Genomic DNA, 19,350 nt, shown 5'->3' on the forward strand with positions numbered 1-19,350 from the left:
AAATGCTCATGGCCAGAGCCGAAGACGGGGTTCAAATGTCAGAGGTATTCTTTGTAGCTTGTGGAGGTTCATTGGTAGATCTCTATCCGTCCAAATTCTTCCTGGCAAGTGAGAGCCGTTTACTGCGTTCTGATCTCTATACGGCCAATGAGTTTGTTCATGCGGTACCCAGGGTGCTCGGAGAGCGGTCTGTTGTCATCTTTTGCTCGCACAGTGGTGCTACACCAGAGATTGTTGAGGCGTTGAAAGTTGCAAAGGCAGCCGGCTCTCTCACTGTTTCCCTGACTTACAATGAGTCATCCGATTTTGCTGCTTTTTCGGATAATAATATTGTATACGAGTGGGGTGATGAAGCAAGTGTCCAGAATAATCCGATGGCAATTACGCTGGCGCTTAGTCTTGAAATATTACAACACACAGAGGGGTATGCCAATTACCACGAATTTCAGGAAGCTTTACTAAAGATAGACGATGTTGTTACAGCAGCACGCAATAAAGCGGGCGAACGAGTCCTGACATTTGCAGAGGCGTATCAGAATGAGAAATTGTTCTATAGCTTATCTAGCGGAGCGAGCTTCGGACTTGCTTATGGCTTTGCGATCTGCTCCCTGATGGAAATGCAACGGTTGCACGCAAGCGCAATTCATTCCGGGGAGTTTTTTCACGGCCCTTTTGAAATTACCGACAAAAAAACCAATTTCATTGTGTTGTTGAATGAAGGCCGCACCCGCGCACTAGATGAGCGGGTGATCGTCTTCCTTAAAAGATACGCGAAGAATTATATAGTAATCGACGCCAAAGAGCTAGGCCTTGATGTGCTTCCCGACTCTGTTGTGGAGTATTTCAATCCCATCCTGTTCTACAGCGTGCTGTGTGATTACCGGGAGGCATTGGCAAAGATTCGCAATCATCCACTGGAAACACGCCGTTATATGGGTAAAGTGGAATACTAATTTTGATGATGGGGGATCGCGAAATGAAGGTTATAGGTATCGGCGACAATGTGGTGGACGACTACATTCACATTCGGACGATGTTTCCGGGGGGTAACGCGCTCAACTTTTCGGTATATGCGTCAATGTTGGACTGCGACTCTGCCTACCTGGGCGTTTTTGGTAGCGATGACAGTGCTAAGCATGTGCAACAAACACTGGCTGAAATAGGGGTAGATACGTCACATTGCCGCAGTGTTGACGGCCCAAATGGTCGGGCAATTTTGACAATCAAAGATGGTGAAAGAGTTTTTATTTCATCGAACGAAGGAGGGATTAGCAAATCAGTTCCAATGGAATTCATTTTCGACGATCTCGATTACCTGCAATCGTTTTCAATTGTGCACACCGGTACGTATGGCTATATGGATAGTTATCTAGCCCAATTGCAACACCTGAACCCCTTGGTCAGCTACGACTTTTCGGAAGACTTCGATAATGAACATGCACTGTCCATGTGTAAGTATATCGACTTCGGTTTTTTTTCCTGCGCCGAATGGACTGAAGAAGCAACAATGGAACTTCTTGAGAAAGCTGTGAATAGAGGCTGTACCATCGCAGTGGCCACACGAGGTCCCCACGAAGTTATTCTGTATGATGGTCTATCCTGGTTTAGACAGGCTCCCCGGGCAGTGAAACCCCTAGACACGCTCGGAGCTGGAGATGCCTTTATCAGCGGATTCCTGATTTCCTATGTCGGAGGCAAAAACAACACCAATGTTCGGCAGGCCTCGTTGATCGAAAGCTCCCTCGGGAAAGCTGCTTCATTTGCCGCCGAGATTTGCCAGCTTCACGGTGCTTTCGGATACGGATTACACTATTGAGCTGTGTAAACGAGGTGCGTTTAAACCACAAATAATCAACTATATTTGAAAAAACCTAAATACCTAACTATGATAAAATTAAAGTTACTCTCCATATTCCTGATATTTTCGTTAGCTATCTCGGCACAAGAAAAAAAACAAGATTCAACCTCTGTGCCCGAACCTAAGTCATTTATCAGCACTCATCAAATAATAAGCGGGGGTAAAACAATTAGATATAAGGCACTTGCATCAGAAACATATTTAAAGGATAAATCTGAAAAACCGGTTGCTTCTATATGGTCAGTTGCATATGTTCAGGAAGGAGTAAGTGACCCTACAAAACGCCCGGTCACTTTTGTATTTAATGGTGGTCCCGGTTCGGCATCAGTGTGGCTGCATATGGGGATGTTTGGTCCTGAATTGGTAAAAATAAACTCAGAAGCAAAAGAAGATGATGGCGCAGCTCCTTATAATTTGGTGAATAATAAAAATGGATTATTTGATCTGACGGATCTTGTTTTTATTGACCCTGTTGGCACCGGCTATAGCCGGGTTATTGGGAAAGGTAAAGTTAAAGATTATTGGGGCCTGAATGAAGATGCCAAATCCATAGCAAAATTTATGAGGCAATGGATAACTGAAAATAACCGTTGGTTTTCACCAAAGTTTATTGCTGGTGAAAGTTTTGGTACGGTAAGGGCAGTAACAGTAGCCAATACTTTAGAGAGCGATGGACAAAATATGGCATTAAATGGCTTAATACTTATTTCTCAGGCCCTGGATTATGCCGGCTCAACATCAGTTCACGACAATATAACTTCTTATCTCACCTACTTGCCGAGTATGGCCGCAACTGCCTGGTATCATAAAAAAGCAGGTCAGGGTAAAACACTGGAATCATTTATTGATGAGTGCAGAACGTACACTTTTAATTCTTATGCTCCTGTACTTTACAAGGGTTCCTTGCTCAATGAAACTGAGAAAAATGAGGCAGCTGAAAAGTTGAGCTATTTTACGGGTCTGGATAAGGACTACATTTTAAAATCGGACCTTCGGATTTTAATGCATAGATTTCAAAAGGAATTACTTGCAGGTCAGGGTCTTGCTCTTGGCAGATTAGATGGTCGTTTTATGGGAAATGAAGTTGATAAATTATCCGATGGCCCGCATCTTGGAGATGCATCAGATTATCAGATAAGCGCCGCGTATACTGCGGCCCTAAATCATTATTATGCATCTGTACTTAATGTAAAAATGGATCGTCCGTATTTAACTTCTAATGATAAAATTTATAAAAAATGGAATTGGAGAACTGTTCCGAAAGAAAAAATGTGGGAGCCTGATTTTGTTAATGTTGCCCGAAAATTGAGTGAAACGATGAGAAGGAATACGGAAATGAAAGTTATGGTGGCGAGTGGATATTTTGATTTAATATGCCCGTTTTTTGATGCGGAGTATACTTTTTCCCGGAACGGAATTGAGAGAGAAAAAATAAAAATGACCTATTACGAAGCAGGCCATATGATGTATACACATGAACCTGATTTTCTAAAATTGTCCAGTGATATTCGGGAATTTCTGTCGAATTGAAAACACAGAACAAAGCTCAGTTCCAAACTAAAAATACAGTGCGTAGTAATACGCTGCCACGACTCATATACTGAACCTTATAGGCCATTAAAATGCAAATCATAATTGAAACAGAAAGATTGATTTTAAGAGAAATGGGAATGGCCGATGCCCAGGATATGATACGGCTATATTCCATTCCAGAAGTTCAGAAGTATACAGGAGAAGACGTTATTACCACTTTAGAAGGGATACACCATATTATAAAAGAAAAGATCAATGATTATGAACTTTATGGATATGGCAGATGGGTAGCAATACTAAAGGATGGGCAGCAATTTATAGGCTGGGCGGGTTTGGTCTATCTGCCTGAATTTGGTGAAATTGATCTTGGATATAGATTCTTGCCCGAATATTGGGGGGCGGGGTTTGCGACGGAGGCATCAAAAGCAATTTTGGATTATGGATTTAATAAACTAAAATTAGAAAAGATTATTGCTATCGCAATGAAAGAGAATAAAGCATCGATCAGAGTAATGGAAAAAGCTGGAATGCAATTCGACAAATTTGCCCCTTATGAACCCGGGGGCGAAGATTTTGTTTGGTATTGGTGCGACCAAAAGCTCATAAGAAAGAAATATCCCCTTCGCTAGCCTACTTCGCCGACCGCGTATCGCTGAAGCTTTAGCGGAGGCACAAGTAGCTAGGCTACGAAGGCTGAGAAGCTTTTGGGGATTAAAGAAAACGTAAGAAACCAAACTGTACTAACAAAAATCTGCCTATGAACTTAAAGCAACTATTTTACATCGCCATTCTGTTGGCTGTTGGCTGCAAAAATGGAACTAAGTCTGAAGCTTCTGTTAGCCAGAACAATACTATTGCTATCGCAAATCAGTTTATTGATGCCTTCTATTCTTTTAACAGAGACAGTTTAAAAGGAACGCTCTCAGTTGCTGAAGAATCTCAACCCAGTATTTTGTATTATCAGAAATGGGCAGAATGTGGAAACTACGAAATAGTAAAACGCTTCAACTGCGAAGAAAAGAATGATACGCTGGTGATATGCCCTATCATGGTAAAAGATGACCTGATGAGTGCCCTTCAAATAGATTTAAATGTTACGGACACTTTTCATATAACTATAAAAAATCAACAAATAAGATCTGTTCAGACCTCCTCAAATGATCCTGATTTGTACTATGAAGCCAGGGAGTGGATGAATAAGAACCGACCTGAGTTAATTGAAGAACCCTGCAAGGGGATGTGGGAGGGAGGCCCTACGCCATGTGAATGTATTATAGCCATAGTACAAGGACTTACTGAATTTAAGGCCCATGTCGGCCGAAACGCAGTGAAGGCTGGCCACCGTCCTCGTGCAACACAGTGAAGGCCGACCTGTCGACCGTAACGGAGTGAAGGTGGGCAGTTCGATGCGAAACGATGTGAAAGAGGCTTTTATATATTTCTTCTTGTACTCTTATTCTTCAGCTAATTTTATGTTTTTTTGAGTTCTTCTTTGCCATATCGTATAGGCCAATAAACCATAGGCCAGTGCCATTACGAGGAATGCAATTAGGAATCCCAAAAAGGGGATAAAAGTCAATAATCGTATAACAATTGCCAGGCCCAATGCTATAAACGAGGACCTCCAAAACCCCCAGGGTTGGCCATCGCGTTTCTCCAAATAATAGGTAAGCAGCAGGGCCCCTACTAAATGCCCGAACAGCACACTAAATAGATAGAACGACAGCAGGAACAAGCTTATTGGGATGCCTATGATCATCATAAAAGTAAACGCAATAAGTAAGGGCAGGCCGAAGAGGTAAATAAGACCATAGCCAAAACTTCTCAAGAGATCTTCTTTGATATAGCTAACCGCCTCGGCAAAAAGAGGATTAAAGAAATAATTCAATAACAGGATAACCAAAAATGCCGAAAGCACATAGAAGATCCAAAAGCCAAAAGCAGCGATTCCAAAGAATTTCCAGGGAATTTCCTCCTGTTCACCCATCAGGGTTTCGTCTAGTTTGGCCGTTGCATTGACCAGCGAATTCTCAAAATCTATTTCACCGTCTTCCACCCAATAGGTGACATCTTTATGAAATTGGGCATTTTCACCAATTTCCAATTCTTCGGCTGCGATTTCGGAGGTGCCGTATATTTTTCCGTTTATTGCCAGTTCTTCCGCACGCAGTATGGCATCACCTTCTACTATGCCATCCATTTTCAGTTCGCCCGCCTGTGCTTTTAGCATACCTATAATGACTCCTTTTATTCTGGTCTTGCCCCCCACGCTTATCAGATTGCCTTTTATGACGGCATCTCTGGTAATCGTAAGTTCGCCGCCCGCAACGATGACATCATCGCCGACCTCTGAGTCGATGGTTAGTTTTCCACCCGTCATACGGATATCATCTGCCACGTAACCTTTGACAATAATCTCTCCACCGGCTACAATAAGATCCTGGGCAATGGAATCGTTTACGGTAATGTACCTGCCGGCTGCTACTGCATCGCCACTAACCATTGCATCAATACTGATATCCTTACCCGCCAGGTATACATCGTCGCTCTGTGGCGTTGAAATGGTAACATCCTCGCCGGATTTGAATTGTGAGATCGCTAAAAGGGGGAATAACCAAATGAATAGAAGTGTCCGGGTTTTCATAATCATGATTTTTAATGAACCCCAAAAGAATTCATATTGTGGCACTTATGAAATGATATAGATCACTTGAAGTTAAATTACGAGCTTCGCACCTCGCATTTAATTCACTACCTTATAGAGGGCCAACCAGGTGCTCTACTAATATGACTAAAATGTTTTTGGCATAAAAAAAGGGGCCTTTTTAGGCCCCCTTTATGGAATTAGACTTGACTAAACTACTTGTTAACGTGCTGCCTTGTCGCGGACCAGTAAGCACTTCTGTTGTTTTTTGTGTTGGAAAAGAAGGTAACCCTTGTTGACGCAACTGGTGTCTGATTTCTAAAAGTTCTCATAATTTTTATTTTTTTTATTACTATTTCCTATGTTATAAATCTTAATTAACGTCATACTATTTATAATTTATTCCTTATAAATAATTTACAGGACAAATGTACTGTCCAAATCGCTCCCTCTGTACAACTAGATTTTCCAATATATATGCTATATTAACTACATTATCCCCCTATAATAGTATAAGAGTTAATATACTACATATTCCGGTTAATTCTGTAACTGTGGATTGCAATGTGGTAGAAAATATAGTGTGCAAGTGGAGGTTGGAAGTTCGACTTTCGTACTTCACACCTCGTATTTAATTCAATAGCTTATAGAGGACCAATCAGGTTTTCTACTCCTATGCCTACTGATAAATGTCATGGTTGACATAAGTAATTGCCCCTACTTTTATATCCTACCTTACCAATACGAATACGGATATGAAAGCAATGGTCCTGAATAAAAGTTCTGATTTGAAAGAAAACAGAGCGCCTCTTCAATTGTTAGATATTCCCATTTCTGAACCTAAAGAAAATGAAGTGCGCATTAAAATTTCAGTTTGCGGGGTTTGCCATACCGAACTCGACGAGATTGAGGGAAGATTGGCACCGCCAAAACTTCCGGTAGTCCCCGGACATCAGCTTATTGGGCATGTAGATAAATTAGGCAAAGGCACTTCAAAATTCAAACTTGGCGACAGGGTAGGGGTAGCGTGGATCTTTTCTGCATGCGGCAAATGCAAATTTTGTCTGGAGGGCAATGAAAATCTTTGTGATGATTTCCGCGCCACTGGTAAAGATGTAAACGGAGGTTATGCAGAATATATGACCGTTCCGGAAAAATACGCCCATACTATTCCCCGCTTTTTTACCGATGCTGAAGCGGCCCCTTTGCTGTGTGCAGGGGCCATCGGCTACCGTTCTATTCAGCTTGCTCAAATTAGGGACGGGGATAATTTGGGACTTACGGGTTTTGGCGCTTCGGCACACTTGGTGCTCAAAATGGTTAACCACCGCTACCAGAATACCAAAGTTTTTGTGTTTGCGAGAAAAGCTGAAGAACGGCAGTTTGCCATGGAACTCGGGGCGTTCTGGTCTGGCAAAACTACCGATGCATCGCCCGAAAAGCTCGATGCTATTATAGATACTACGCCTGCATGGGTGCCAGTTGTGGAAGCCCTGGGTAATCTGGAAAAGGGAGGTAGACTGGTCATCAATGCCATTAGAAAAGAAAAAGGCGACCAGGAATATCTTCAAAAGCTATCATACCGGGTCCATATTTGGATGGAGAAGGAAATTAAGTCGGTCGCCAATGTAACGGCTAAAGACGTGTCCGATTTTTTGGAGCTGGCGGCAAAGGCCCGCATTAAACCGGAGGTGCAAATGTATCCTTTAGAACAGGCAAACGTAGCGCTACTTGAGCTAAAGGAACAAAAGATCAGGGGCGCAAAAGTGTTGCAAATCCTTTAGAAAATAATCCTCAGAACTGATCTGACTGATCCTAATCATTTCACCGAACGGTTTAAGTTCGCACTTTTGTTTTATACAAAATCAATAAAATTGGAAAACATGAAAACCTATTCCAAAAGTCAAAAGGAGTTCCGCTTATTTGTGGCGAGTACCTATTCTGATTTGGTCCGGCATAAGAAAATGGGCGAGAAAAAAGCGTTTAACGAACTGCTGTTAAAAACCTTGCCCCAAGTAAAGCATTATATTGTGAAGAGATTGAATACGGCAATATCAAAAGGAAACCTTCCCCAGGGAAAATACAGACCTGCCGATTTCTTAGATCAATTATTCATCACGGTATATGATCATTTTGATGAGGTTAATAATCAAAAAGACTTGTACCCATGGCTGTTCAAAAAGGCTGATGAATTGTTGAATAATACCATTGTCCAGGAGGAATTTGATGAGGTTTTCTTTCAGAACATCGATGACTTTTCAAAACCGGCTTGGGATGCCATGGAAGAAAAATTCTCTACTGACGGAGATGGTGATCTGGTTATGATGGACGAATTGGACGATATATCCTACAGAAAGAACATTGATATCTTGAACCACGTTTTTGTGGAAGGTGACAATAATGAAATTATTGCTAAACTAGATAGTGAATGGGGTGAAAAGAATATCAGGAAGCATGCCGAAATGGTATTGTACCATTTGCCGCTACCGATGCGCAGGGTCTATGAACTTGCAACAGAACACCATTTTAATGTCGAAGAAATCGCAGAAATAATAAATCAAAACCTTCAAGAAGTGAAACAACTTTTAGAAGAAGCCCGCAAGGCGCTCAAAACCAGTTTCCATACCAGGTACAAGCGAATATATTAATAATTACTACTGTCATGAACACGAAAACTTTTAATCAAAAATCAGATTTTTTATTGGGTGTAGGGTTAGACATTCTACATAGAGAGAGCATGGAATGGTTAGATACCATTTACTTCTGGAAAGACGAGACCAGGTTTTTCGCTGATCTGTTGCAAAAAAAAGAGGTCATGGAACTGGAATATGGCGAAATGCTCAGTAATCTGGACAAGATCCATGAGAACCTGTTCGACTATCTGGCTGACGATATTATCAGCCATGAAAAATTATTGGCCCGTTTGGAAAAAGGCGAAAAAGGACTTGCGGATGCTGATTACAGAGATACGCACAAAGAACTAAAGAAATGTATGGAACTTTTTACGAGCGATTTCCGCGAGTTTAAAAAAATGGTCTTTGGGTATGTCAAAAAACTTTGAACTGAAAAAGTAGTAGAAGTAATAAACGGCCAAACAAATTTATAAGGCACGACTTTGGAAATCAACATTTTCACGGAAGAATAAGGGATAGCAGAATGCATCGCCTCGATTTATAGAAAATGCCAATGATATTCATAAACTTTAAACAGATCACTGGTCAAAAACATGTCATGGCCATTAATAGATATAAAATAAAATGGTCTCGGAAACAACGCTTTTTGCGATCGTTATTGCTACATATACTTTGAAAGAAACCTAAAAAAATCTTTTTTCAAATCTGCATAGATCTGTCGCTGGGTCTCCATTCGGTTTCTGAATTCCACATGTTTTTTTACGAGTATTGTATCTAGAGCATCTTGTCCTGTTTTTGTTTGGGCAGCAATACGAATCTCATGCTGCTCAATAGCTTCCTGCATATCGTCTATGACACGGTCATGAAGGATAAATTCATTTTGATAATGTTCCAATTGCGCCAATACTTCCTTATCGGTCCAGCGGGTTACAAGTTCGCCTAGCCTGTTTTTAAAGGATTTTAACTCGTCTTCCCAAAATGCAAGTTCGGACCGCCATTGCTGGTGTTCAAAATGTAGATCTTTATTGTAGATTATTTCTTTCCGTTTTTGTGTTTTTTCCATGATGCCTTTATTTTTTCGTTTAATTATTCAGTGCTATAATTTCATTCCGTGGCGCGGGTTCACCTGATTAGCAGGCCAGGGTATCTGTTGAACGGAAGGACCCCGCTCTGAAATACAAAGTGTGCGAACTTAGCTTTTCACTCTTTGCTATTGACTAATTCATTTATACCTCTTTTACCCAATATCTCCTCCAGATCCTCTTTTTCAACTACTTCTTGTTTTAAGAGGAGTTGCGCTAGTTTTTTCAATTCGTCACGATGTTCCAACAGTAAGTTTTTTGTTCTTTCATAGGCCGTGGTCACCAGCTCCTTTACTTCCTTGTCGATCTGTTGCGCCATATTTTCGCTATAGGGTTTCCCCAATAACTGTTCATTTCGACCTGAGGAGTCGTAGAAACTGATTGGGCCTATCTCCTCATCCAGGCCATAGTAGGCTACCATGGTATAAGCCTGTTTCGTTACCTTTTCCAAATCGTCCAAAGCCCCTGAGGATGGCTCATTAAAAATAATCTCCTCCGCGGCCCGGCCTCCTAAGGAGGCACAAATCTGATCCATAAACTGCGATTTTGTTACAATTTGTCTTTCTTCGGGAAGGTACCAGGCGGCACCTAAAGATTTCCCCCGCGGAATGATGGATACCTTAACCAAAGAATCTACATTTTTAAGATACCAACTAACTACGGCGTGGCCAGCTTCATGGTGTGCCACAATTTCTTTTTCCTTGGGTGAGATGATTTTGCTTTTGCGTTCCATACCACCGATGACCCGATCACGGGCTTCCAAAAAATCTTCTTGTTCCACTGTCTTTTTTTTCTTTCGGGCCGCGATCAGTGCAGCTTCATTGCAGATATTGGCGATGTCGGCCCCTGAAAATCCTGGACTTAATTTGGCCAGCAGTTCCACATCTACATTTTTTGAAAGTTTTAGTGGACGCAGGTGTACCCCAAAAATTTCTTTCCGTTCCTCTTTGGTTGGCAGTTCCAAATAGATATGACGGTCAAAGCGGCCGGGTCGCAACAGGGCCTTGTCCAGCACATCCGGGCGGTTGGTGGCAGCCAGTACAATGACCCCTGTGTTGGGGCCAAAACCGTCAAGTTCGGTAAGCAGCTGGTTCAAAGTACTTTCTCGTTCATCATTGGCCTGAAACGCATTGACTTTACCACGGGAACGACCCACGGCATCTATTTCATCGATAAATATGATACTCGGTGCTTTTTCCTTGGCCTTTTTAAAAAGGTCGCGTACCCTGGAGGCTCCCACGCCAACAAACATTTCTACGAATTCGGATCCCGACATGGAGAAAAAGGGAACCTGCGCCTCGCCCGCAACGGCCCTGGCCATTAAGGTCTTTCCTGTTCCGGGAGGGCCTACCAGCATTACCCCTTTGGGGATTTTCGCCCCTAATTTTGTATAGGTTTCAGGATTTTTTAAGAAGTCCACTACCTCCATGACTTCTAACTTTGCCTCTTTTAAACCTGCAATATCTTTAAAGCTGGCAGAGCTTGTGGTGCCTTTATCCGAAACTTGTGGCGTTGATTTCCCAAAATTGAATAGCGGATTTCCACCTGTACCTCTGCCACCGATTCTCCGCAGCATGAACAGCCAGAACAAGATGATAATTCCAAAGGGTAGCAACCAAGACAGAATACCGATCCAACTGGTACGGGATTCATATTGTACATTTATTTTTTCTGAAGGGGAAAAACCCTCTTGCGCCCGGTGCAACTTATCCTCAAAAGTCTCTACTGATCCGATGGTCATGCGGTAATGTGGGCCTTCTTCAGCACCGAACATTTTGTCGCTAACCTTTTTGTGCCTTGCGTCTCGCAAGCGGTCTTTTTTGATATAGATTTCTGCGAACTCTTTGTTTACTACTACAATTTTTGCAACCTCCTGTTGTGGCAAAAGGGTGTCCTGTAGAAAAGTCCAACTGATTTCCAGGGTACCGGAAACGGGGTTGGAAAAGAGAGCAAACCACAATATGAGTCCAAATAAAAAGAAATAGAGCCATCTAAAACTATCTCCTCCATAGGGCGGTTTGGGAAAGTTTTTATTGCTTCCCGAAGTATTGGATGTTTCTTTTTTATTTGACTCTTGCTTCATTCCTTTCTTAAACTGCAAATTGATCTAATGCTTCTACGGTGTTTTCCCCTAGAACTATCACAAAATTATTTTAAATGCATGTATTTTAATATGATGTAGGTCATTTCCAATTTCTCTGTCCCCCCTTTAATTTGTTATTGAAATTAATAGTAATGGCAAACAGAGATATATTTAAATCAGGAATACTATTTATTATAGTCATCGTTTTATTATTATTGGCAAGATGTGGACCGGTTGTAGTTACTTCCCGGCCCAACAATCCGCCGCCGCCCTGGTTTTATCCAAACCGGGTAGAGGTGGTGCGCTATGTCTATTTTCCGGAATACAGTATTTATTACGATCTGTCGGCAAGAACCTATCTGTATTTGGACGGAGATCTTTGGGTGCGGCGAAACGTTTTGCCATCGCGTTACCGAAGCATCGATTTAAGACGATCTCGATATGAGCGGATCCGAAATTATAATGATGACAACATTCGGAGTTACCATGAGGAGCATAATGCCAATCGGGGCAGGAGCAATAGGAATACGCCTGGGAGCAGGAGAAACAATAGTAGAAGTAATGGTTAACAATTGTTACATTAATTAAAAGTCATGAGAAAAATAAAAACAGAGGTGTCATGCTCGAAGGGGTAAATACGTTAGGAAAACAATATTATGCCTTTGGTCTAAATTCTTGATCAGTTCTACAGGAGAGAAGCTTTTATATTAATGTCAAAAAAAAACAGGAAGCCGAAACTTCCTGTTTTCCATAAAGAAAGGGGATTCATCAACACTTTTTTATCAATCTCTTAAACCATTTTATTGCTAAAACGACCTAAACGATCGATTGGAATACCAACTGCATCCTTTTCCTTACTATGACCTTTACCATTTTGCAATGATGCCGATCAATACTTAAAAGAAACTGGAACATTTGCATGTTCCAGTTTCCAAGAAAGTGTAAAAACCACCTTTGACCGCTTTGCGTAATTTTGAGTGAAACCTATTGCTAGGCCATAGCTAAAACCACACGGCATGGGGCATTTTCGACACCTTCTTATGCTAAACCTTATTACTCCCCACGAATAATAAGTTTTTTGGTTTATGTTGTTCAGCAGTCTTTCAGACTCCGTTTTCAAAGGACTATTCCACTTAACTAAGAAGCTAAACTAGGGGATGGCATCCAATTTCCAAATGACCTGTGTCAGGTTGATACTATTTTTTGGAAAAAGAAACCGGAACACCCAAATGTTCCGGTTTCCCAGAAGATGCCTTCTGTTCCGATAACCGCTTACACTGACCTCAATAAAGCTTATCGCTAAACCATATCGCGATTCAAATGGTATAAAGGGCGTCATGCTTCTTCCTTCCTGTCAAGCCTTAATTCCCCCGAATAAGACTTGTAAATTTTTCAAAGAGCTTTATTATTCTTAAATAAGGCGCCAAGATACGGGGTCAATTTTTAGTTCCAAATGACCTAGATCAGTTTGGGAATTTTTTTTGTTTTTTTAACACTATTATTTTCTATCCACTTATATAGTTTGTCCGCCAATAACGCCCCTTTTGCTCCTAACCAAACCTTTTGAACTTGAAGACCTTTTAACGTCTATTGGAAAGTGCCTAAAAAAGGAGAAACTTACTTAAACCCCCATGCCTTAAAGAATATTGCGGGCATAATTGTTTGATAATCACTATGGCTGTTTCAATAATTTGAACCGACTGACTCAAGTCATTTTGATTTTTCTTTGATTTCGATATATTGGCTAGAAATAGTTGAATCATGAATACTTCCGAAAAACATCCACTACCCAAAAAGGACTTTGAAATCCTTGCTGAATCACGCGATCTTTATTGTGTTTCCATATTCCTACCCATGGATAAAAAAGGCAGGGAACAGAACCTGCATTTGGCACAGGCCCTGCTTAAACAATGTATCAACGAGGTAAAGAAGACATTGTCGGAACATCAAATGCATATGAATGAAATAGACGAATACCTCAAACCTGCAGAGCAACTTCTGGACAAGGTGGAACTATGGAGGAACCCTTCCGATGGATTAGCAATTTTTTTGGATTCGGAAAATGGGATGAGATATTATACGCTGCCCATTCCTTTCGAGGCAAAAACCTATGTAGCGAACCATTTTTATCTTTTGCCCCTGCTACCGTTATATCATAACGATGGGCTTTACTATCTTTTGGATCTTAGCCAGGATTACGTAAAATTGTATGAAGCGTCTCATTATTCTTTTAAGGATATGTATCTGGAGGATTTTGCCCCGGGACAATTAGAAGATGCCGTCGGGTTCGATTATGAACAAAAGAACTTGCAGTTCAGGAGCGGGCAGGCCACACACGGGGCATCGTTTCACGGCCAGGGCGCAGGAAAGGAAGACGAAAAGGATGAATTGTCGCGGTATTTAAGGATGCTGGACAAGGGCGTGAAAAAAATCGTATCAGATTCACAGGCTCCTTTGGTGCTTTCATGTACCGATCGCCTGTACGCCCTTTATACCGAAGCGAATACACATCACAATCTGTTTGATAAGCATTTGCCGGGCGACCCCGAATACAAAAAGGATGATGAAAGACATCGCGAATCTTGGGTGCTGGTCGAGGAATACTTTCAGCATTCTCAGTTCGATAAGATTAACGAGTTCAACGAACAATACCATACGAAAAAGACTTCATATGAGTTAGATGTCATTGTGAACGCCGCACTCAATGGTAAGATTGATACACTTTTTATAGAAGAAGGGGGCAATGTATTTGGCATTTATGATAAGAAGGACAACGAAGTTTCAATAGATGAAAAACACGAAATCAACAATGTATCCTTGACCAATTTGGCTGCGCTGCAAACTTTTAAACAAGGGGGGTCAGTGTATTTTTTGCCTTCAGAACAAATGCCAGTAAAGGAAAGTTCGATGAACGCTGTTTTTAGGTATTGATGGCTGTCAACGGAAACACTCCGTATTGTACAATTCAATTATCCTTATACTGACCCAAGTCATTGTGATGGTCTCATGAGTAATTTAATTTTGAGTCGATAAGCATCAAAGTTCCGCTATTAATTGCTCAAGAATAGGAACTTAATTTATACAAACATTAAAACAAATAATTATGTCAGTATTAAAAGTTGTTGAAATTTTAGGAAATTCTACGGAAAGTTTTGAAGACGCCGTACAGAATGTTATTTCCGAAGCCTCAAAGACCGTGAGGGATATCAAATCGGTCTATGTGCAAGATATGCAGGTAGCTGTAAAGGATAATAAAATTTCCGAATATCGCGTAAATACCAAAGTAACTTTCACGATATTGGAACATTAAAAATGGTTGACTTCAATTAATTAGGTTGGTTCGTTAAGGTATCGCTTAAAAGCTGAATTTGCTTTAGGCGGTGCCTTATCTTTTTGTTGACATTCTTGCCAGGTATCCTAATGGAGGACCTGGTTTTTTACTTCTAAAAATCTTTGCAGATTGACATAGATCATTGCTGATGGATTTAATTCTCATGATATTTAGGTAATCATAAACAGAAGTAAGATGACACAAAAAGAAATATTTGACAGACACGTAGAAGAATATGAGAAATGGTATGAGGACTATCCCGAAGTCTATCAATCCGAACTTACCGCCATTAAGGAGCAATTATTAAAACTCCCGGAAAATATTAGGGGCATTGAGGTGGGTTTGGGCACTGGAAGATTTGCCCTTCCTTTAGGAATTAAAGAAGGCGTAGAGCCCTCTGGCGAAATGGCCGAAAAGGCTATCAACAGGGGAATAGAGGTTATCGAAGGCTTAGCTGAGCGACTTCCGTACGGTGACCTGCAATTCGATTTTGTGCTTTTTGTAACCATTTGCCATTTTGATAGTTTAAGGAATGCGTTGGCCGAAGCGAACAGGGTCTTAAAACACCAAGGTTCTGTGTTGATCGGATTTTTGGATAAGGATAGAAGTGTGGCGAAACAATATATCGAAAAACGCCATCGAAGTACGTTCTTCGCAAAGGCCAATTTTTATACCGTAGACCGAATACAGACATTGCTAAAGGATGCAGGATTCAAAAACTTGGAATTCAACCAGACCCTTTTTGGCGACTTAGAGGAGATTGCGGAAACACAAATTCCGAAACCAGGCTTTGGAGAGGGCTCCTTTCTAGTTGTGAAAGCCACTAAAAAATGAAGATTCAATACCTTCCCCATACGGCGGACATTCGTATGAAAATAGAAGGCTCCACTCTCGAAGAGCTTTTTATGGCAGGGGTGTTGGGAATGGGAAACATTTTAAGGGAAGGTTTTTGTGATAAAAATGGTCCATTTGTGCTCAAGTCAAAAATTGAACTTATGGCACAGGATGAAACCTGCCTGCTTATTGATTTTTTATCGTGGGTACTATCGACTTCCTATTCCGAAAAAGCAATTTTTTGTGAGGTAGTTATTTTTGAGTTGACAAGAAAGAAGATAAGAGTAGAGATTCATGGTAAGCAACAAGCCCAAGGGTTTGATGAAGAAATTAAGGCAGTGACCTACCATGAGGCCGACGTACACAAAAATAATAACGGTGATTGGGAAACCTTGATCATTTTTGATATTTAATAGATGAAAATCAACAAAACGGACATCCACAAAATCGAAGACTTCTTGTGGGAGATTCCCAAAGCATTCAGACCTAAAATGCGTGTACCTGCCAGGATATTGGCCTCCGAACCCTTGCTCGATGCCATTATGGATGATCGGTCACTCGTGCAATTGGTAAATGTGGCATCCTTGCCCGGTATCAAGGGGGCTTCCCTTGTTATGCCCGATGTCCATGAAGGATATGGTTTTCCCATTGGTGGCGTAGCGGCCACATTGTATCCAGAAGGGGCCATTTCCCCTGGGGGTATCGGCTATGATATCAATTGTGGGGTACGGTTACTTACTTCCAACCAAAAAATTGAGGAGATCAAAGATAAATTGGAGGGATTATCTAAGGAGTTGTATGCCCAGATCCCCTCTGGAATGGGAAAAGGCGGACAAATTAAACTTTCTGCCAAGGAAATGGACGAAGTACTTTTCAAAGGCGCCGAGTGGGCAGTTGAAAAAGGATATGGGGTAAAAGAGGATTTGGATTTTATGGAAAGCAAAGGTCGGTTGGAAAATGCAGATCCGTCTATGGTCTCCGATATGGCAAAAAAAAGAGGTACTGACCAACTGGGTACCATAGGCTCAGGAAACCATTTTGTAGAGGTGGATTATGTGGAGGAAATTTATGAAGAGACGATTGCAGAAGCCTACGGCCTGTCCAAAGGTCAGGTGGTGGTATTGATTCACACCGGATCTAGGGGGTTGGGGCATCAAGTCGCCACCGACAATATTCGTCGAATCATGTCCGCAATGCCCAAATATGGTATCGAAGTGCCCGATAGGGAATTGGCCTGTGTGCCTTTCAATTCCGAAGAAGGACAGCATTATTTCAAGGCTATGTGTGCGGCGGCCAATTATGCCTGGTGCAACAGGGAAGTAATCTCTTGGGAGGCCAGAACCGCCTGGAGGAATATTTTTGGGCCAGCCATTGAACCTTTGAAACTGATGTACGATGTGGCACACAACATTACCAAAGTCGAGACACATTTAGTCGATGGAAAGCAAGCTCAGGTTATCGTACACCGCAAGGGGGCTACAAGGGCTTTCGGCCCGGGGTTTGAAGAATTACCTGAATCTTATAAATTGTTAGGGCAACCCGTTATTATTCCAGGAAGCATGGGTACCTGTTCCTATGTGTTGGCCGGAGCTGCCAGAAGCAACGAACTAACCTTCGGTTCATGTTGCCACGGGGCAGGGAGAAGGTTGTCAAGGACGGCGGCCAAGAAACAGGTAAATGCTCCGGTACTCAAAGAAAATCTCAAAGAAAAAGGAATTTATGTAGAAGCGGGTTCCTTTAAAGGACTAGCAGAAGAAGCACCCATAGCATATAAAGACGTGAATATTGTAGTTGAGACCGTTATCGATTCCGGGATTGCCAAAAAAGTTGCCAAGCTTAAACCTGTGGTGGTAGTCAAAGGCTAGGCTCCTTAAGTGTATTGGTTTCTTCCAACAATAGAATCGCTTCTTGATCAATTACCTGTTCGAACTTTTCATAGAATTGCCCTACGGCCTGAAAATTATAAGGAACAGGCAAACAAGGCAATGCTTGAGCTCAAGGAACAAAAGATAGAGATGTTCTGTGAGGTTTCAGGATTGGGACTTCCTGGGAATGATTATTATAGAATGTAGTGACGAATGTCATTGTTTATTGAATGAATAGTTCTTATCCTGTCGTTTCTCTTTGAATAGATTAACGATAAATAAAACTGAACACATCCATGGTTAACGGCATTGACAATAAGATTTTAGAGCGCATGATCTCGGTGAGACGGGACTTTCATCAGCATCCCGAATTAAGCTTTCAGGAAAAACGCACCTCGGAAGTTATTTGCTCTAACCTGGATAAATTGAAAGTAAGCTATCGCCGTACGGGAAAAACCGGAGTTATAGCAGATCTCCCTGGTCGGGAAGGGGCACCGATAATAGCGTTAAGAGCGGATATTGATGCATTACCGATCCTGGAAGAGACAGGACTACCTTTTTCTTCTATCTATCCCGGGATTATGCATGCCTGTGGTCATGACGGTCACACCGCCATGCTCCTGGGAGTAGCGGAAGTGTTGTCAAAAAAGAAAGATCTCCCAGCGCCAATCCGACTGATATTTCAGCCGGCTGAAGAAAGCGGTCCCGGTGCCAAAGCCATGATAAAAGCCGGTGCCCTGGAAAACGTTGAGATGATTTTCGGCGGACATATAGACCGGCATTTTCCTACCGGTACTCTAGTGGTTACTGAAGGCACGGTAAACGCCTCTACCGATTATTTCCATATCGAGATATCCGGACAGGGGGGCCATTCTGCCCAACCTCACGAAGCGGTAGACGCAGTTGTTGTGGGTAGCCTGATGGTAATGGCCATCCAAACCATCGTCTCGCGGGAAACAAATCCTGCTCACCCCGCTGTCATTTCAGTGGGCCGTTTTAAGGCCGGCGAAGTAGCCAATGCCATAGCTGGCCAGGCGGTACTTGAAGGCACTATCCGTACCCAGGAAACCTCTGTCAGGAACCATTTTATTAAAGCCTTACGGCGGATAGCCAAATCAGTCGGCAGTCTGCACGGGGCGGGGGTTAAGGTGAGCATCCGGACCGGAAATCCCATGCTGAAAAACTCTGTTGAGATGGTAGATATTAGCCGGGAAGCAGCAATCAAGGTGGTAGGTGAAGGCCAGGTCAGGAAACTCCGCCTTGCCAATATGGGAGGAGAAGACTTCGGCTACTATTTGAAAGAGGTGCCGGGATGTTACATCCGCTACGGAGCCAGTATATCCGGAAAGATTAATTATCCGGCACATTCGAGCCGCTTCGACTTCAACGAAAAGGCAATGGCATGGGGAGCTGCCTGGCTTTGTGAAGTGGCACAAGTGGCCGGTCTAAGGGCTGCTGAATCTAAATTTTAGATATTAAAGATCAAT

The 19,350-nt window shown here is 42.0% G+C and carries 18 protein-coding genes; 15 read left to right on the forward strand and 3 right to left on the reverse strand.

Annotated features, from left to right (window positions below):
* The first annotated feature begins 8 nt into the window (after positions 1 to 8).
* From ABJH90_RS07390 to ABJH90_RS07410, 5 genes are all read left to right on the forward strand, one after another.
* Positions 9 to 953: an SIS domain-containing protein gene (locus ABJH90_RS07390; protein ID WP_348319790.1), complete on the forward strand. Its 945-nt coding sequence runs from the start codon at positions 9 to 11 to the stop codon at positions 951 to 953.
* Between the two features lie 5 nt (positions 954 to 958).
* Positions 959 to 1,816: a PfkB family carbohydrate kinase gene (locus tag ABJH90_RS07395; protein WP_348142909.1), complete on the forward strand. Its 858-nt coding sequence runs from the start codon at positions 959 to 961 to the stop codon at positions 1,814 to 1,816.
* A gap of 69 nt (positions 1,817 to 1,885) precedes the next feature.
* Complete coding sequence (locus ABJH90_RS07400) at positions 1,886 to 3,388, forward strand: peptidase S10 (protein ID WP_348142912.1); 1,503 nt, start codon at positions 1,886 to 1,888, stop codon at positions 3,386 to 3,388.
* 92 nt (positions 3,389 to 3,480) lie between these two features.
* A complete protein-coding gene (locus ABJH90_RS07405; RefSeq protein ID WP_348142915.1) occupies positions 3,481 to 4,020 on the forward strand; it encodes a GNAT family N-acetyltransferase in 540 nt (179 codons plus the stop codon).
* A gap of 128 nt (positions 4,021 to 4,148) precedes the next feature.
* Entirely contained in the window at positions 4,149 to 4,754 is a 606-nt protein-coding gene (locus ABJH90_RS07410) for a hypothetical protein (protein ID WP_348142918.1), read from the forward strand.
* Positions 4,755 to 4,844: 90 nt separating this feature from the next.
* Here ABJH90_RS07410 and ABJH90_RS07415 read toward each other — a convergent pair whose 3' ends face one another.
* On the reverse strand, positions 4,845 to 6,035 hold the full coding sequence (locus tag ABJH90_RS07415) for a hypothetical protein (protein WP_348142920.1): 1,191 nt from the start codon (positions 6,033 to 6,035) through the stop codon (positions 4,845 to 4,847).
* Positions 6,036 to 6,790: 755 nt separating this feature from the next.
* On the opposite strand from ABJH90_RS07415, the gene ABJH90_RS07420 reads away from it, so the two are divergent.
* The 3 genes from ABJH90_RS07420 to ABJH90_RS07430 all read left to right on the forward strand — a co-directional run bounded on the left by ABJH90_RS07420 (position 6,791) and on the right by ABJH90_RS07430 (position 9,096).
* A complete protein-coding gene (locus ABJH90_RS07420) occupies positions 6,791 to 7,819 on the forward strand; it encodes a zinc-dependent alcohol dehydrogenase family protein (protein ID WP_348142922.1) in 1,029 nt (342 codons plus the stop codon).
* A gap of 99 nt (positions 7,820 to 7,918) precedes the next feature.
* Positions 7,919 to 8,683 carry a sigma-70 family RNA polymerase sigma factor gene (locus tag ABJH90_RS07425; protein ID WP_348142924.1) on the forward strand — a complete coding sequence of 255 codons (765 nt, stop codon included), beginning with the start codon at positions 7,919 to 7,921 and terminating at the stop codon, positions 8,681 to 8,683.
* Between the two features lie 14 nt (positions 8,684 to 8,697).
* The gene (locus ABJH90_RS07430) at positions 8,698 to 9,096 is read left to right on the forward strand and encodes a hypothetical protein (protein WP_348142926.1); all 399 of its coding nucleotides are present in this window, start codon (positions 8,698 to 8,700) and stop codon (positions 9,094 to 9,096) included.
* A 233-nt stretch (positions 9,097 to 9,329) separates the two neighbouring features.
* Here the strand turns inward: ABJH90_RS07430 and ABJH90_RS07435 are convergent, their stop codons facing one another.
* A complete protein-coding gene (locus ABJH90_RS07435) occupies positions 9,330 to 9,731 on the reverse strand; it encodes a hypothetical protein (RefSeq protein ID WP_348142928.1) in 402 nt (133 codons plus the stop codon).
* 137 nt (positions 9,732 to 9,868) lie between these two features.
* The gene (gene ftsH / locus ABJH90_RS07440; protein ID WP_348142931.1) at positions 9,869 to 11,833 is read right to left on the reverse strand and encodes an ATP-dependent zinc metalloprotease FtsH; all 1,965 of its coding nucleotides are present in this window, start codon (positions 11,831 to 11,833) and stop codon (positions 9,869 to 9,871) included.
* 152 nt (positions 11,834 to 11,985) lie between these two features.
* Here ftsH and ABJH90_RS07445 point away from each other — a divergent pair, with 152 nt between their 5' ends.
* From ABJH90_RS07445 to ABJH90_RS07475, 7 genes are all read left to right on the forward strand, one after another.
* The gene (locus ABJH90_RS07445) at positions 11,986 to 12,402 is read left to right on the forward strand and encodes a hypothetical protein (protein WP_348142934.1); all 417 of its coding nucleotides are present in this window, start codon (positions 11,986 to 11,988) and stop codon (positions 12,400 to 12,402) included.
* Between the two features lie 1,192 nt (positions 12,403 to 13,594).
* Positions 13,595 to 14,764 carry a hypothetical protein gene (locus ABJH90_RS07450; protein ID WP_348142937.1) on the forward strand — a complete coding sequence of 390 codons (1,170 nt, stop codon included), beginning with the start codon at positions 13,595 to 13,597 and terminating at the stop codon, positions 14,762 to 14,764.
* A 172-nt stretch (positions 14,765 to 14,936) separates the two neighbouring features.
* A complete protein-coding gene (locus ABJH90_RS07455) occupies positions 14,937 to 15,143 on the forward strand; it encodes a dodecin family protein (RefSeq protein WP_348142939.1) in 207 nt (68 codons plus the stop codon).
* A 216-nt stretch (positions 15,144 to 15,359) separates the two neighbouring features.
* On the forward strand, positions 15,360 to 15,998 hold the full coding sequence (locus ABJH90_RS07460) for a class I SAM-dependent methyltransferase (protein ID WP_348142941.1): 639 nt from the start codon (positions 15,360 to 15,362) through the stop codon (positions 15,996 to 15,998).
* A complete protein-coding gene (locus tag ABJH90_RS07465) occupies positions 15,995 to 16,411 on the forward strand; it encodes an archease (RefSeq protein ID WP_348142943.1) in 417 nt (138 codons plus the stop codon). The genes ABJH90_RS07460 and ABJH90_RS07465 overlap by 4 nt, the downstream gene beginning before the upstream one ends.
* Positions 16,412 to 16,414: 3 nt before the next feature.
* On the forward strand, positions 16,415 to 17,863 hold the full coding sequence (locus tag ABJH90_RS07470; RefSeq protein WP_348142945.1) for an RtcB family protein: 1,449 nt from the start codon (positions 16,415 to 16,417) through the stop codon (positions 17,861 to 17,863).
* Positions 17,864 to 18,159: 296 nt separating this feature from the next.
* Entirely contained in the window at positions 18,160 to 19,335 is a 1,176-nt protein-coding gene (locus tag ABJH90_RS07475; protein ID WP_348142947.1) for an amidohydrolase, read from the forward strand.
* Positions 19,336 to 19,350 lie beyond the last annotated feature (15 nt).

Origin of the sequence: Eudoraea sp. (genome assembly GCF_039969275.1) — a bacterium.
Lineage (GTDB): Bacteria > Bacteroidota > Bacteroidia > Flavobacteriales > Flavobacteriaceae > Eudoraea.

Bases quoted from the DNA above. Each gene is read 5' to 3' on its own strand.
- ABJH90_RS07395 (WP_348142909.1), top strand. From the start codon at position 959: ATGATGGGGGATCGCGAAATGAAGGTTATAGGTATCGGCGACAATGTG.
- ABJH90_RS07430 (WP_348142926.1), top strand. From the start codon at position 8,698: ATGAACACGAAAACTTTTAATCAAAAATCAGATTTTTTATTGGGTGTA.
- ABJH90_RS07445 (WP_348142934.1), top strand. From the start codon at position 11,986: ATGGCAAACAGAGATATATTTAAATCAGGAATACTATTTATTATAGTC.
- ABJH90_RS07470 (WP_348142945.1), top strand. From the start codon at position 16,415: ATGAAAATCAACAAAACGGACATCCACAAAATCGAAGACTTCTTGTGG.
- ABJH90_RS07425 (WP_348142924.1), top strand. From the start codon at position 7,919: ATGAAAACCTATTCCAAAAGTCAAAAGGAGTTCCGCTTATTTGTGGCG.
- ABJH90_RS07460 (WP_348142941.1), top strand. From the start codon at position 15,360: ATGACACAAAAAGAAATATTTGACAGACACGTAGAAGAATATGAGAAA.
- ftsH (WP_348142931.1), bottom strand. From the start codon at position 11,833: ATGAAGCAAGAGTCAAATAAAAAAGAAACATCCAATACTTCGGGAAGC.
- ABJH90_RS07465 (WP_348142943.1), top strand. From the start codon at position 15,995: ATGAAGATTCAATACCTTCCCCATACGGCGGACATTCGTATGAAAATA.
- ABJH90_RS07390 (WP_348319790.1), top strand. From the start codon at position 9: ATGGCCAGAGCCGAAGACGGGGTTCAAATGTCAGAGGTATTCTTTGTA.
- ABJH90_RS07475 (WP_348142947.1), top strand. From the start codon at position 18,160: ATGGTTAACGGCATTGACAATAAGATTTTAGAGCGCATGATCTCGGTG.
- ABJH90_RS07420 (WP_348142922.1), top strand. From the start codon at position 6,791: ATGAAAGCAATGGTCCTGAATAAAAGTTCTGATTTGAAAGAAAACAGA.
- ABJH90_RS07405 (WP_348142915.1), top strand. From the start codon at position 3,481: ATGCAAATCATAATTGAAACAGAAAGATTGATTTTAAGAGAAATGGGA.
- ABJH90_RS07450 (WP_348142937.1), top strand. From the start codon at position 13,595: ATGAATACTTCCGAAAAACATCCACTACCCAAAAAGGACTTTGAAATC.
- ABJH90_RS07400 (WP_348142912.1), top strand. From the start codon at position 1,886: ATGATAAAATTAAAGTTACTCTCCATATTCCTGATATTTTCGTTAGCT.
- ABJH90_RS07455 (WP_348142939.1), top strand. From the start codon at position 14,937: ATGTCAGTATTAAAAGTTGTTGAAATTTTAGGAAATTCTACGGAAAGT.
- ABJH90_RS07415 (WP_348142920.1), bottom strand. From the start codon at position 6,035: ATGAAAACCCGGACACTTCTATTCATTTGGTTATTCCCCCTTTTAGCG.
- ABJH90_RS07410 (WP_348142918.1), top strand. From the start codon at position 4,149: ATGAACTTAAAGCAACTATTTTACATCGCCATTCTGTTGGCTGTTGGC.
- ABJH90_RS07435 (WP_348142928.1), bottom strand. From the start codon at position 9,731: ATGGAAAAAACACAAAAACGGAAAGAAATAATCTACAATAAAGATCTA.